The organism is Azohydromonas aeria (assembly GCF_009760915.1).
Classification (GTDB): Bacteria; Pseudomonadota; Gammaproteobacteria; order Burkholderiales; family Burkholderiaceae_C; genus Azohydromonas; species Azohydromonas aeria.
The window spans coordinates 1-13,114 of the sequence record NZ_VIDQ01000124.1 but is presented as its reverse complement, the minus strand read 5'-3'; the positions used below and the strand labels follow the sequence as shown (position 1 = coordinate 13,114).

The window sequence follows — 13,114 nt, the reverse complement described above, 5'->3', positions numbered from 1 at the left end:
CACAGCGTGAACAGCGCGCCCAGCAGCGCCGGCGCGCCGTCCGCCGGCCGGCCCACGGCCAGGCGCTCGGCGCGGCGCGGGCCCAGGCGCTCGACGTTGCCGGGATGCGCGCGGCCCGGCCGCAGCAGCAGGCGGCCGGTGAGCGGTGCCGGCGCGCTCACCGCGCCTCCGCGCCGCGGCAGCCGAAGAGCAGCCCGCGGCGCGCGGGATTGGGCACCGGCCGGGACGTCGCGGGCAGGGCCGGGGCCGTTGCGGGCGCAGCCACCGGCCGCCGCAGCTGCGCCAGCACCGCCTGCGCCACCGCGCGCGCCGCGGCGGGGTCGGCGAACTCGAACATGGGCGAGAACAGCGAGCAGGCCTCGAAGCGGCAGCCCGCGGCCTCGGACCCGATGAAGGGCAGCGCCGTGCCGCCCAGCGTGCGCTCGCGCGTGGCGCCCAACGCCGTCGGCTCGCCGTCGGCCAGCGGCAGCCACACCAGGTTCATGAACCAGGGCGTCACCAGCACGCCCAGCACGCCCTCCTCGGCGTCGTCGTCGAGCTGCGCTTCAAAGCCCACGGCCTCGGTGCGCAGCGCGGCATTGAGCAGCGGCACGCCGGCCATGCGGGTGCGGGCAATGTGCTCGTAGGCGGCGGCAAGCAGGGCGACGCGGTGCATGGAGCTTCCCCAGGTACTTCAGGAATCCGGGATCGATGACCTGGATGCTTCAGGCCACGACCATGAACTGCTCGGCGTCGCCGTCGCACTGCGGGCAGCGCCAGTGCGGCGGCAGCGCCGCGAAGGGCGTGCCGGGCGCGATCTGCCAGGTGGCGTCGCCCTGCGCCGGGTCGTACACCCACCAGCAGATCTTGCATTCCAGCCGCGTGTCCGGCGCGAGCCGGCTGCGGTCGCCCAGGTAGCTGCCCTCGAAACGAAGCGCTTCGCTGCTCATGACGCCCGGCTCCTCAGCTCGCCAGCGCGGCCGGGGCGGCCGGCGCGTCCTCGACCCACTGCAGCACCTCGCGCAGCCGCTCGTGGGAGTCCTGCAGGTCCTCCGGCGCGGCGCGGGCGGCCTGCGGCATGTCGGTGATCTCGACGGTGTTGAGGATCACCGTGTCCTGCGAGTTGTAGTAGACGACGCGCCAGCCGTGGCGCAGCCCGGTGTTGGTGATGCGGCAGTTGCCATAGCCGCGCGACAGCACCAGCACCCGCCCGGTGCCCAGCCGGTGGTCGATGAGCGCGATGTCCATGGGCGTCACCGGCAGCAAGGTGAAATTCACGACATGCGGCTCGCAGCCCGGCTGCCAGCCGCGCGCGGCGTCCTCGATCTCGTCGATCAGGCGCGGCGCGTTCATCACCTCCGGCGGCAGCGGCGCGGGCAGTGCCGGCGCGGCAAAGGTTTCGGCATCGGCCAGCGCCGCGTCGCGCAGCGCCTGCGGCACGGCGCCCAGCTCCAGGTGGTCGGCCACGACCCGCCCTTCCAGCAGCGCCGTGACGCGCCACACCCCGGCAAACACCGACTCCTGCACCTGCAGCTCGCGCCCGCCGCCGGGCGGCGGCAGCACCCGGGCGCTGACCTCGCCCTCGCCCAGCACCTGGTTGAGCAGCGCACGGTCCTCGGCCGTCAGCCCCTCCAGCGCCACGCGCCGCGTGCCGCCCTCGCGCGCCACCTGCTCCAGCGCCCGCAGCGCCTCGCGCAGCGCGCGCAGCGCCGCGGCGTGGCCGGCCAGCGCCTCGGGTTCGGGCAGCGGCGGGGCGCGGAAGGTGTCCATGCCCTGCGGCATGGCCATGTACTCCAGCGTCTCGTCCTCGACCTGGCTGCCAGGCCCGAAGGCCACGACGGGAATGGGAAAAGGCTTCATGGGTCTCCCGGGTTATCTCTTCAGCTCAGCGGCAGCCGTGGCCGGGCGTGGCGCTGACCACCGCGATGCCGATGCCCGGAATGCGCGAGGCCGGCATGGCCAGCGCCTCCTCGACGCGGGTGACGTAGTCCTCCCAGTCGTACATCCCGGGCAGGGTGCCGACGTAGCGGCCGTCGCGCACGAACACCAGCGAGGGCCAGCGGTTGGAGCCGAACAGCCGCGCCACGGCCTCCTCGGCCGAGCGGCGCACCACGCCGATGGTGAAGCGCCCGCCCAGCGCGCGCTGGATCTCGGGCAGCACCACGGCCACGTCCAGCCCTTCCGGGAAGCGCACCGGGTCGCCGGCGAGCAGCAGCACGCGCTCGCCGCCGCCGGCCATCCAGGCGTCCAGCGAGGCCTCGTCCACCCACTGCGCGCCGTGGCGCTCGACCAGGCTCTTGATCACGGCGGGCGCCTCGGGGGCGGAGGAAACAACGTCGGACGGGGTTTCGAGGGTGTCGATCATGGCGGGGGCTCGCAGGCGCATTAGGGTTACTACCAAGGTGATCGGGCCGGCTTACGCACACATGACGGGACCTGCAGGGGACGCTCGCGCCGTCTCACCGGCTGGAAGGCGGGACCGCGCCGGCGAGCGCGGCGACCTCCTCGGCACTCAGTGCCGAGGGCAGCGCGAAGCCGGGGTCGTCGGCGAAGGCGAACTCGCCGCCCAGCGCGCCGGCGAGCAGGTCCAGCGCGGCGTTGACCTCGGCCGCGCGCTGCGCGTCGATGCGCTCGCGCGCCGCGTCCAGGAACACCAGCAGCCACTCGCCCTGGGCGACGCCGCCCACCAGCGCCGTGTCCACCTCGCGGAACTCGCCGCGGCCCTGCACCAGCGCGCGGCGCTCGCCGGCGCGCACGACCTGCATGGGAATGCCGATGCACATGGCGCTTCAGTCCGCGTGCGCCGCCGCGGCGGGCAGGAAGCGCGCGTCGCCGACGCGGCAGGCGGCCTCGGCGCTCGGCCGCCCGCCCTCGTAGCGCTCCAGCGCCAGCGAGGGCAGCGTCACGCCGTCGTCCGTGGCAGCGGGGTCGCGCGGCACCGGCGCCGCGCCCCAGGCGCGCAGCGCCTGCAGCCCCAGCGCCAGCGCGTCCTCCAGCGCCGCGCGCACGCACGGGCGCAGGCTGCCGCCGTAGTCCTCCAGCTCCTCGGGCTGGCAGCCGATCAGCAGCACGCGCTCCGGGTAGTGGCCGGTGAGCTGCGCCAGCGACAGCACCTCCTGGAAGCCGGTCTGGTGCAGGCTCATCTTCTTCGCGCCCAGGAAGCGCGGCACGTCCTCGTCCTCGACCACCTTGAGCGTGCCCGGCGCCAGCCCGTAGTCGATGGCGTCGAAGATCAGCAGCTGGCGCGCCGACTGCACGTGGTGCAGCAGGTACAGGCCCTGCGTGCCGCCATCGACCAGCTGCACGTGGCCGGCAAACCCGTAGCGCTGCCCCAGCGCCTCGACGCAGCGCACGCCGAAGCCCTCGTCGGCCCAGAGCAGGTTGCCGATGCCCAGCACCACGACGGGCCCGGGCTCGTTGGCGAAGGGGTCCGGCACGGCGCCGGTGGCCTGCGCATCCGCCACGGCATCAATCCTTGAAGGTGCGGTAGCCGGAGATCATGGTGCTGACCACGCTCTGGCGGCCCATGATGTCCTCGCGGATGGCGGCATAGACGTGGACGATGATGAAGGTCACCATGATCCACAGCCCCAGGTGGTGCCAGGTGTGCACGTCCTGCGACTGGCCCATGAGCGGGATGAGCCAGCCGAAGGCCTTGTCCGCCCACGAGCCCATGCCCAGCCCCTCGCCGTAGAGGGCGAAGCCGCTGACGATCATGAACACCGACAGGCCCACGAACACGAAGAACATCGCGAAGCGCGCCAGCGGGTTGTGGCCCACGTAGCGGTTGGGCTGCGGGATCAGGAAGGCATACCACTTGAGCATCATCACGATGTCCTGCCAGTAGGCCTTGCTGAAGATCGGCACCGTGAACAGCTCGCGCGCGTGGTGGTTGCCCACCAGCGCCCAGTACACCCGCCCGATGAGGCCGATGGCGAACACGTAGCCCGCGGCGAAGTGCGCGAAGCGGATGTAGCCCATGAGGTAGTGGTCGCTGGCCTCGCCCGGCAGCGTGGGCAGCGGCGAGCCGATGAGGTAGCCGGTGATGCCCAGCACCGTGATGGCCAGCGCGTTCATCCAGTGCCACACGCGCACCGGCGCCTCGTACACGTACACCGAGCGGATGGGCGTGGCCTGCTTCAGCTCGCGCGCATCGACGCCGGGCAGGTTGCGCAGCTGCTCCTGGGGAATGGCGGACATGGCGTGTCTCCCGTGGGTTGGTCGGCTCAGAGGCGCGAGGCCAGCAGCGCCAGGCCGCCGGCGCCCAGCAGCGCGCCGATGCCGCCCCAGGCCAGGGCGGAGAGCCGTTGCAGCCGCAACGCCAGCGCCAGGCCCGCGCCGTGCAGCGCGGCGGTGGAGGCGGTGAAGCCCAGGGCGAAGGCCAGGAAGCCGCCGATGCCGGCAACAGGCGCCTCGGCGCCGTGCGCGGCGCCGTGCAGCAGGGCCGTCACTGCGACCAGCGCCAGGCCCGCGCCGGCGCCCAGGCGGGCGCCGCCGGCCACCAGCGCGCCGCACAGCAGCACGCTCGCGGCGATCGCCACCTCGACGCCCGGCAGCGCCAGCCCCGCCGGCGCGGCCAGCGCCGCCAGCAGCATCGCGGCCAGGAAGGCGGCCGGGCCCTGCCAGCGCCGCGCCGCGGGCAGCGCGCGCGCCGACCACAGGCCCACGGCCACCATGGCCAGCAGGTGGTCGAGGCCGAGGAAGGGGTGCGCCAGGCCGTCGGCCAGGCTCGCGGCATGGCCCGGGTGGGCGCTGGCGGCGCCGGCGGCGCCCGCCAGGGCCAGCGCGGCGGCGGCGCGCGGCAGGATGCGGAAGGAAGTCGTCATGCTCTTGTCTCCTGGAGGCAGTGCCGCTGTGTCAGCGCACCTTCACCGTGGTCAGCTCGCGGCCGTCCTCGCTCATCACGTGCGTCGAGCAGGCCAGGCAGGGATCGAAGGAATGCAGCGTGCGCAGGATCTCCACCGGCTGCTCGGGATTGGCCATGGGCGTGCCGATGAGCGCGGCCTCGAAGGCGCCGATCTGGCCCTTGGCGTCGCGCGGGCTGCCGTTCCAGGTGGTGGGCACCACGCACTGGTAGTTCTCGATGCGGCCGTCCTTGATGCGGATCCAGTGGCCCAGCTGCCCGCGCGGCGCCGCCACCAGGCCCACGCCCCTGGCCTCCCTGGGCCAGGTGGACGGGTCCCACTTCTCGACATTGGCCGTGGCCATGTCGCCGGCCTTGATGTTGGCGATGAGCTCCTGGTGGTCGGCCACCATCATCTCGGCGCAGTACTGGGCCTCCAGGCAGCGCGCCAGCGTGCGGCCGATGGTCGAGGGCAGCATCTGCTTGAGCGTGTAGTCGGTGGCGGGCAGGCCCAGCGCCTTCGGGAAGCCGCGGTTGATCATCTCGGCCGCGTGCTCCAGCTGCTCCTTCGGGCGCTGCGCGTACCGGTTGCCCTGCTTGGCATGGGCCCAGGCCAGGATGTAGCGCGACAGCGGCCCGACCTCCATGGCGTGGCCGCGCCAGCGCGGGGCCTTGATCCACGAGTACTTGGCGCTCTCGTCGATCTGGTCGATCCTGGTCTTCGTGCCCTTGGCCTTGGCGCCGAGCGCGTAGTGCGGCTCGGTCACGCCGTCCCAGGGGTGCAGGCCCTTGGTCTCGTCGGCGTACTTGTACCAGCTGTGCGTCACGAACTCCTGGATCTGCTCCGGGTCGCGCGGGTCCACCGGCAGGATCTCGTCCCAGTTGCCGTTGAGGATCGCGCCGCCGGGCAGCTGGTCGGTGGACTTGTCGTAGTTGACCTTCGGGTACTCGCCGTAGTCGCTGACGTTGGTGGCGGCCAGCCCGCCGCCGTGCAGCCAGCCGGCCTGCTTGTAGAGCGTGCCGATGGCCAGCACGTCGGGCAGGTAGACGTTCCTGGTGAACTCCACCATCTCGTCGATGCGCGACTTGACGAAGTTCAGCCGCTCCATCGTGATGGGCGCGCCCACGGCGCCGTTGCCGTCGAGGTTGATGGCGCAGGGCACGCCGCCGACCAGGTAGTTCGGGTGCGGGTTCTTGCCGCCGAAGATGGTGTGCACCTTCACCCATTCCTTCTGCAGGTCCAGCGCCTCCAGGTAGTGGGTGACGGCCATCAGGTTGGCTTCGGGCGGCAGGATGTAGGCCTTGTTGCCCCAGTAACCGTTCATGAAGGGGCCGAGCTGGCCGCTCTCCACGAACTTCTTGAGCCGGTTCTGGATGTCGCGGAAGTAGCCCGGCGAGGACAGCGGGTGCGAGGGCGAGACCAGCTGCTGCAGCTCGCTGGTCTTCTTCGGGTCGGCCTTGAGCGCCGAGATCACGTCCACCCAGTCGAGCGCGTGCAGGTGGTAGAAGTGGACGGCGTGGTCGTGCACCTGCAGCGTCTTGGCCATCATCTCGCGGATGAGGTGCGCGTTCTTCGGAATCTTGATGCCCAGCGCGTCCTCCACCGCGCGCACAGAGGTCAGCGCGTGGCAGCCGGTGCACACGCCGCAGATGCGCTCGACGAAGGCCCAGGCGTCGCGCGGGTCGCGGCCCTTGAGGATGACCTCCAGGCCGCGCCACATGGTGCCCGTGGACACGGCGTTGCGGATGACGTTGTTGGCGTCCACGTTGACCTCGCATCGCATGTGGCCCTCGATGCGGGTGACGGGGTCCACGACGATGCGGCGGCCGCTGTCGTCGAGGTTGAAGCCTTGGGTGGCGTAGCTGGTCATGGGCTGGTTCTCGTGATGCGGGGCGCTGCGCGGGTCAGCGGTCGGCGTTGGCGGCCGTGTCGTGCTTGTACGAGGCGCGCTTGAGCGCCGAGACCGCGGCATGCGCCGCCACGGCCGCGCCCACGGCGCCGGCCGCGGCCATGCCCACCTGGTCGGCGTTGGCCTCGATGCCGAACTGGTGGATGTCGGTCAGGCGGCTGTAGAAGGAGCCCTTGTCCCAGAAGCCGTCCTCGGAGCAGCCGATGCAGCCGTGGCCGGCCTTGATCGGGAAGCTCGTGCCGCCGTTCCACTGCACCGTCGAGCAGGCGTTGTAGGTGGTCGGGCCCTTGCAGCCGACCTTGTAGAGGCAGTAGCCCTTGCGCGCGGACTCGTCGTCCCAGGCCTCGACGAACTGCCCGGCGTCGAAGTGCGGGCGGCGGTAGCACTTGTCGTGGATGCGCTGGCTGTAGAACATCTTCGGCCGGCCCTGGCGGTCCAGCTCGGGGATGCGGTCGAAGGTCAGCATGTAGGTGATGACGCCCGTCATCACTTCGGCGATCGGCGGGCAGCCCGGCACCTTGATGATGGGCTTGTCGGTGATGACCTGGTGCACCGGCACCGCGCGCGTCGGGTTGGGCTTGGCCGCCTGCACGCAGCCCCACGAGGCACACGAGCCCCAGGAGATGATGGCCTTGGCGTCCTTGGCGACGTGCTTGAGCTGCTCCACGAAGGGGCGGCCGCCGATGATGCAGCTCATGCCGTCCTGGTTCAGTGGCGGGTTGCCTTCCACGGCCAGGATGTAGTGGCCCTTGTACTTGGCCATCACCTCTTCGAGGATGGCCTCGGCCTGGTGGCCGGCGGCGGCCATCAGCACGTCGTCGTAGTCCAGCGAGAGCATGGACAGCACCACGTCCTTGGCCAGCGGATGCGCGCTGCGAATGAAACTTTCGGAGCAGCAGGTGCATTCCAGGCCATGCAGCCACAGCACCGGCGTGCGCGGCTTGGTCTCCATGGCCTCGGCGATCTTCGGCACGAAGGCCGGGCCCAGGCCCAGCGAGGTCGCCGTCAGCGAGCAGTACTTCATGAAGCTGCGCCGCGAGATGCCCTGGCGCCGCATCACCTCGTAGAAGGTTTCCATGTCTTCTTGTCTCCCCGTGTCGTTGCCGCCGCCGGCCCGTCTCCCCGGGCCGGGCACGGGGTGGGGATCACAAGTTCCATGCCGCCATTGCCGACTTCGGCCGGGACACCGGCGCGGCGCGCTAAGCCCTTGAGGCCCATCAATTTTTTGGTGCCCGGCGGCGCCCGCCCGGCGCCTCGGCCGGCGCGCCCCTGGTCAGCGGCCTTCCACTGCGCCCGCGGCGCTGCAAGCGGCGCTTGCAGTGGTGGCAACGGTGGGTGGCGTTCTGCTGGTCGCCACTGGCATCAGGGTTTCCACTAGGGTGCGGGAAGCGGGCTTGTCAGCCTGCGCGTCGGGGTCGGCTCCTACACTGCCGGGCATGAACCAGTCAGTACATTCGGCCCCGCGCGCCGCGGCGGCCAAGGCCGAGGGCGGCCGCACGCACGACCCGGAGCGCACGATGGCCGACATCCTGGCCGTGGCCACGCGCGAGTTCGCCGACAAGGGGCTGGCCGGCGCGCGCGTGGACGCGATCGCCGAAGCCACGCGCACCAGCAAGCGCATGCTCTATTACTACTTCGGCAGCAAGGAAGGGCTGTACGTCGCGGTGCTGGAGAACGCCTACAGCGCCATGCGCGCCATCGAGGCCGAGCTGCACCTGGAGGACTTCGGCCCGGAGGAGGCGCTGCGCCGGCTCGTGGCGCACACGGTGGACTACCAGCGCCAGCACCCGGAGTTCATCCGCCTGGTGATGAACGAGAACATGCACCGCGGCGAGTTCATGGCGCAGAGCAAGGTGATCCAGCAGCTCAACGTGCCCGCCATCGACGGCGTGCGCCGCATCTACGAGCGCGGCGTGGCCGAAGGCGTGTTCCGCGCCGGGCTCGACCCGGTGGACCTGCACATGTCGATCAGCGCGCTGAGCGTCTTCAACGTCGCGAATCGCCACACCTTCTCGCTCATCTTCAAGCGCGACCTGGACACGGCCGAGGCGATCGCGGCGCGGCGCGAGAGCATCGTGGAGATGGTCGTGAGGTTCGTGCGTGTTTGAACGGACGCAGCGGCTCTACTGAACAGAAAATTCCCGTTCGGGCTGAGCTTGTCGAAGCCCTTGGTGGGGTCCCGAGCGCCTGCCCTTCGACAGGCTCAGGGCGAACGGGAAACGGGTCCGATGAACTGGTTTGTGTCTACGGATTCGGCGCCGCCAGCACCGTTCCCACGCATTCCCCAAACCCGATCGGCCGCGCCCCGTCCAGCTCGCAGCGCGCCCGCAGAAGGACGCGGTCGCCGTCCTCCAGGAAGGTGCGCGTCTCGCCATTGGGCAATGCCAGCGGCTGCTGCCCGCCCTGGCTCAGCTCCAGCAGCGAGCCGCCCTGCCCCGCTTCCGGCCCGGACTGCGTGCCGCTGCCCAGCAGATCGCCCGGGCGCAGGTTGCAGCCGTTGCTGGCGTGGTGCGCGAGCAGTTGCGCCGGCGTCCAGTAGGCATCGCGGAAGTTGCTCCGGCTCAGCGCCACCGGCGCCAAGCCCTGCGCGCGCATGGCCGCGGTCTGCAGCAGCACCTGCAGCCGGATGTCGATGCCGCCCTGCGCGCGGTTCAGCGGCGAGTCCAGGTAGGGCAGCGGCGGCGGGTCACCGTCCGGCCGCGCGAAGGGCACGCGAAACGGCGCCAGCGCCTCCAGCGTCACCACCCAGGGCGACAGCGTCGAGCCGAAGCTCTTGGACAGGAACGGGCCCAGCGGCTGGTATTCCCAGGCCTGCACGTCGCGCGCCGACCAGTCGTTGAGCAACACCAGGCCGAAGAGATGGTCCTCGGCGCGGTCCATCGGGATCGGCTCGCCCAGCGCGTTGCCCGGGCCCACCAGCGCGCCCACTTCCAGCTCGTAGTCCAGGCGCCGGCTCGGACCGTAACCCGGCACGCCGTCGGGTCCGGGCGGGAGCTGGCCCAGCGGCCGGCGCAGGTCCGTGCCGCTGACCACCAGCGAGGACGCCCGGCCGTGGTAGCCGATGGGCACCCACTTGTAGTTGGGCAGCAGCGGCTGGTCGGGCCTGAAGAGTTTTCCCACCGCCGTGGCGTGGTGGATGCCGGCGTAGAAATCGGTGTAGTCGCCGACGCGGCAGGGCAGCGCCATCTCGGCGTCCGCCTGCGGCACCAGGCAGCCCCGCAGCACGCCTTCCTGCGCGCTGCCCTCGGACAGCGCCGCCGACAGCGCCACGCGCACGCTGATGCGCGCCGCCGCGCCCAGCGCCATGAAGGCGTTGAGATCGCCCACGGCCAGCGGCGCCAGTTGCGCGCGCACCTGTGGCGACCAGTCGCCGCGCTCCAGCGCCAGGCGCAGGTCCAGCACCTGGTCGCCGATGGCCACGCCGATGCGCAGCGCCTCACCGCTGCCGCGCCGGCGGAACGCGCCGAAGGGCAGGTTCTGGATCGGGAAGTCGGTACCGTCGGCCTCGGCCGAGGTGACCCAACTGCGCAGCGCCGGGTCGTGGGTGTGGTCGATGGTCATGGCGCCCGGTACTTCAATCAGCCAATGGATCAGTCCAGCCGGATGTTGTTGGCACGAATGAGCGCGCCCCAGCGCTCGCGCTCGGCGCTTGCGTAGGCCGCCATCTGCTCCGGCGTGCCCGGCAGCGCCTCCAGGCCCAGCGTCTCGAAGCGCGCCTTCACCTGCGGATGGGCCAGCGCGGCCTGCAGCGCCTGGCTGAACTTGGCGACGGTGTCCGGCGGCGTGGCCGCGGGCACGGCCAGGCCCTGCCAGGCGTAGGCCTCGAAGCCCGTCAAACCCTGCTCGGCCAGCGTGGGCACGTCGGGCAGCGTCTTGAGCCGCGCCGGGCTGGCCACGCCCAGCGCGCGCAGCTTGCCGTTGCCCACGTACTGCTGCACGGCCGCGGTGTCGATCATGCCCATGGCGACCTGGCCGCCCAGCAGGTCCTGCACCGCGGGCGCCGCGCCGCGGTAAGGCACGTGCACCAGCTTCAGGCCGCTTTCCCGGCGCAGCAGCTCGCCGGCGAGGTGGTGCGGGCTGCCCAGGCCGGCCGAGGCGTAGGTCACGCCCTCGGGCTGCTGGCGGGCCCAGGCCACGAATTCCGGCCAGCTCTGCGCCGGCACCTTGGCCGAGATCACCAGCAGCAGCGGGAAGCGCGCCAGCAGGCCCACGGGCTTGAAGTCCTTCTCCGCGTCGTAGGGCAGCTTGCTGTACAGCGCCGGGTTCGCCGCCAGCGTGGCGAAGTCGGCGGTGAGCATGACGTTGCCGATGTCCCGGGACTTCGCGACGTAGTCCGCGGCGATGTTGGTGGCCGCACCCGGCTTGTTGTTGACGACGATGCTGCGGCCCAGCGTCTTGCCCATGGGCTCGGCCACGGTGCGCGCCACCACGTCCGAGCCGCCGCCCGCCGGGTAGCCCAGCACCCACTCCAGCGGCTGGTTCTGGGCCAGGGCGGCCAGCGGCGCGGCGGCCAGGATCGCGAATGGGCAGCAGGCCAGCAGGCGGCGTCGGGTGGTCATGGCGTCTCCTTCGATGTCGTGGTGCGGTGCCGCTCCTCCCACCAGTCGGCATTGCGGATGCCCAGCCGCCTGGGGTCGAACACCGGCTCGCCCCCGGCGCGCTTTTGCGCCTCGTAGTCGCGCAGGCACTGCAGCGCGGGCCTCTGCAGGATCAGGATGGCGACGATGTTGAGCCAGGCCATCACGCCCACGCCCAGGTCGCCCAGGTCCCAGGCCACGCCGGCCGAGCGCACGGCGCCGTAAGTGACCGACACCAGCAGCGCTGCCTTGAGCACCAGGCTCAGCCAGGGCCGGTGCACGCGGCGGTTGATGTAGGCGACGTTGGTCTCGGCGATGTAGTAGTAGGCGACGATGGTGGTGAAGGCGAAGAACATCAACGCCAGCGCGACGAAGCTCGCGCCGAAGCCCGGCATCACCGCCTCCACCGCGGCCTGCGTGTAGCCCGGGCCGGTCTCCATGCCCGGCAGCCGCTCCACCAGGAAGCCGCCCGCGGGCGCCTGCACGTTGTAGCGGCCCGTCACCAGCACCATGAACGCCGTGGCGCTGCACACGAACAGCGTGTCCACGTACACCGCGAAGGCCTGCACGTAGCCCTGCTGCGCCGGGTGCTTGACCTCGGCGGCCGCCGCCGCGTGCGCGGCGCTGCCCTGGCCGGCCTCGTTGGAATAGACGCCGCGCTTGACGCCCCACTCCACCGCCAGCCCCAGCACCGCGCCAAATCCCGCCTCCAGCCCGAAGGCGCTGCGCACGATGAGCCCCACCATGGCCGGCACCTGCTCGATGTTGATCAGCACGATCACCACCGCCACCAGGATGTAGGCCAGCGCCATGAACGGCACCACGATCTCGGCGAAGCGCGCAATCCGCTTGACCCCGCCGAAGACGATGAAGCCCAGCGCCACCACGATCACCGCCGCACTCACCGAGGGCGCCACGCCCCAGGCGTTGTTCACGCCCGCGGCGATGCTGTTGGCCTGCACCCCGGGCAGCAGCAGCCCCATGGCGATGATCGTGACCACGGCGAAGATCCAGGCATACCAGCGCTGGCCCATCGCCTTCTCGATGTAGAAGGCCGGCCCGCCGCGGTACTGGCCCTGGTCGTCCTTTTCCTTGTAGAGCTGCGCCAGCGTGCACTCCACGTAGGACGTGGCCGCGCCCAGGAAGGCCATCACCCACATCCAGAAGATCGCCCCCGGCCCGCCGAAGGTGATCGCCGTGGCCACCCCCGCGATGTTGCCCGTGCCCACCCGGCCCGACAGCGACATCGCCAGCGCCTGGAACGGCGACACGCCGGCCTCCGAGGCCCGGCCGCGGAACATCAGCCGCACCATCTCCCCGATGCAGCGCACCTGCATGAAGCGCGTGCGGATCGAGAAGTACAGCCCCACGGCCAGGCACAGGAAGATCAGCGCCCGGCTCCAGACCAGGCCGTTGAGATAGGCGACGACGTCGGCCATGGCGAACTCCCGTTGTTCTTGCGCGACCGCCCGGGCAATCGGCCGGCCCAGGCCGCGTGGCGCGGCTTCGGGTTTGTCCCGAGGCGCCGGAACGTACTGGTTCGTACATTTCTGACCTGCGACAAGGCAGGGCTGCATTTCTTCTGGCCTGGCCGCGACGCGCACCCGGTGCCCTACACGGAGACAAGCCCATGAACCGATTCCTCGACGGCTACTGCCGGGTGCTTGACGCCCTCATTGCCCTGGCGCTGGCCGTCATGGTGGTGCTGGTGTTCGGCAACGTGGTGCTGCGCTACGCCTTCAACTCCGGCATCACGGTGTCCGAGGAGGTCTCGCGCTGGCTGTTCGTGTGGCTGACCTTCCTGG

The 13,114-nt window shown here is 71.3% G+C and carries 15 protein-coding genes; 2 read left to right on the top strand and 13 right to left on the bottom strand.

Annotation, left to right across the window (positions count from 1 at the left end):
• Positions 1-157 precede the first annotated feature (157 nt).
• The 10 genes from hybE to FJ694_RS34270 form a co-directional block, all read right to left on the bottom strand.
• Positions 158-655: a [NiFe]-hydrogenase assembly chaperone HybE gene (gene hybE, locus FJ694_RS34315; protein ID WP_157272015.1), complete on the bottom strand. Its 498-nt coding sequence runs from the start codon at positions 653-655 to the stop codon at positions 158-160.
• A gap of 49 nt (positions 656-704) precedes the next feature.
• Positions 705-929, bottom strand: a complete 225-nt coding sequence (locus FJ694_RS34310) for a rubredoxin (RefSeq protein WP_157272014.1) — start codon at positions 927-929, stop codon at positions 705-707.
• A 13-nt stretch (positions 930-942) separates the two neighbouring features.
• Positions 943-1,839: a hydrogenase expression/formation protein gene (locus FJ694_RS34305; protein WP_157272013.1), complete on the bottom strand. Its 897-nt coding sequence runs from the start codon at positions 1,837-1,839 to the stop codon at positions 943-945.
• Between the two features lie 25 nt (positions 1,840-1,864).
• Complete coding sequence (locus FJ694_RS34300; protein ID WP_157272012.1) at positions 1,865-2,344, bottom strand: thioredoxin domain-containing protein; 480 nt, start codon at positions 2,342-2,344, stop codon at positions 1,865-1,867.
• Positions 2,345-2,438: 94 nt separating this feature from the next.
• The gene (locus tag FJ694_RS34295; protein ID WP_157272011.1) at positions 2,439-2,762 is read right to left on the bottom strand and encodes a HypC/HybG/HupF family hydrogenase formation chaperone; all 324 of its coding nucleotides are present in this window, start codon (positions 2,760-2,762) and stop codon (positions 2,439-2,441) included.
• A gap of 6 nt (positions 2,763-2,768) precedes the next feature.
• The gene (locus tag FJ694_RS34290; protein WP_157272016.1) at positions 2,769-3,416 is read right to left on the bottom strand and encodes a HyaD/HybD family hydrogenase maturation endopeptidase; all 648 of its coding nucleotides are present in this window, start codon (positions 3,414-3,416) and stop codon (positions 2,769-2,771) included.
• A 31-nt stretch (positions 3,417-3,447) separates the two neighbouring features.
• Positions 3,448-4,179: a Ni/Fe-hydrogenase, b-type cytochrome subunit gene (gene cybH, locus FJ694_RS34285; protein WP_157272010.1), complete on the bottom strand. Its 732-nt coding sequence runs from the start codon at positions 4,177-4,179 to the stop codon at positions 3,448-3,450.
• 26 nt (positions 4,180-4,205) lie between these two features.
• A complete protein-coding gene (locus FJ694_RS34280; RefSeq protein ID WP_157272009.1) occupies positions 4,206-4,805 on the bottom strand; it encodes a HupE/UreJ family protein in 600 nt (199 codons plus the stop codon).
• 31 nt (positions 4,806-4,836) lie between these two features.
• Positions 4,837-6,693 (bottom strand): nickel-dependent hydrogenase large subunit, encoded by a 1,857-nt coding sequence (locus tag FJ694_RS34275; RefSeq protein WP_157272008.1) that lies wholly within the window; start codon positions 6,691-6,693, stop codon positions 4,837-4,839.
• Positions 6,694-6,727: 34 nt separating this feature from the next.
• A complete protein-coding gene (locus FJ694_RS34270) occupies positions 6,728-7,810 on the bottom strand; it encodes a hydrogenase small subunit (protein ID WP_157272007.1) in 1,083 nt (360 codons plus the stop codon).
• A 358-nt stretch (positions 7,811-8,168) separates the two neighbouring features.
• Here FJ694_RS34270 and FJ694_RS34265 point away from each other — a divergent pair, with 358 nt between their 5' ends.
• The gene (locus FJ694_RS34265; protein WP_157272006.1) at positions 8,169-8,840 is read left to right on the top strand and encodes a TetR/AcrR family transcriptional regulator; all 672 of its coding nucleotides are present in this window, start codon (positions 8,169-8,171) and stop codon (positions 8,838-8,840) included.
• 136 nt (positions 8,841-8,976) lie between these two features.
• Here FJ694_RS34265 and fahA read toward each other — a convergent pair whose 3' ends face one another.
• Genes fahA through FJ694_RS34250 form a run of 3 tightly spaced genes read right to left on the bottom strand, consistent with a single transcriptional unit; the run spans position 8,977 to position 12,748 of the window.
• Positions 8,977-10,293, bottom strand: a complete 1,317-nt coding sequence (fahA, locus tag FJ694_RS34260) for a fumarylacetoacetase (RefSeq protein ID WP_157272005.1) — start codon at positions 10,291-10,293, stop codon at positions 8,977-8,979.
• Positions 10,294-10,322: 29 nt separating this feature from the next.
• Complete coding sequence (locus tag FJ694_RS34255) at positions 10,323-11,291, bottom strand: Bug family tripartite tricarboxylate transporter substrate binding protein (protein WP_157272004.1); 969 nt, start codon at positions 11,289-11,291, stop codon at positions 10,323-10,325.
• A complete protein-coding gene (locus FJ694_RS34250) occupies positions 11,288-12,748 on the bottom strand; it encodes an alanine/glycine:cation symporter family protein (protein ID WP_157272003.1) in 1,461 nt (486 codons plus the stop codon). Before FJ694_RS34250 ends, FJ694_RS34255 begins: the two co-directional genes overlap by 4 nt.
• Before the next feature lie 191 nt (positions 12,749-12,939).
• On the opposite strand from FJ694_RS34250, the gene FJ694_RS34245 reads away from it, so the two are divergent.
• A partial coding sequence (locus FJ694_RS34245; protein ID WP_157272002.1) for a TRAP transporter small permease occupies positions 12,940-13,114 on the top strand: 175 nt, incomplete at its 3' end.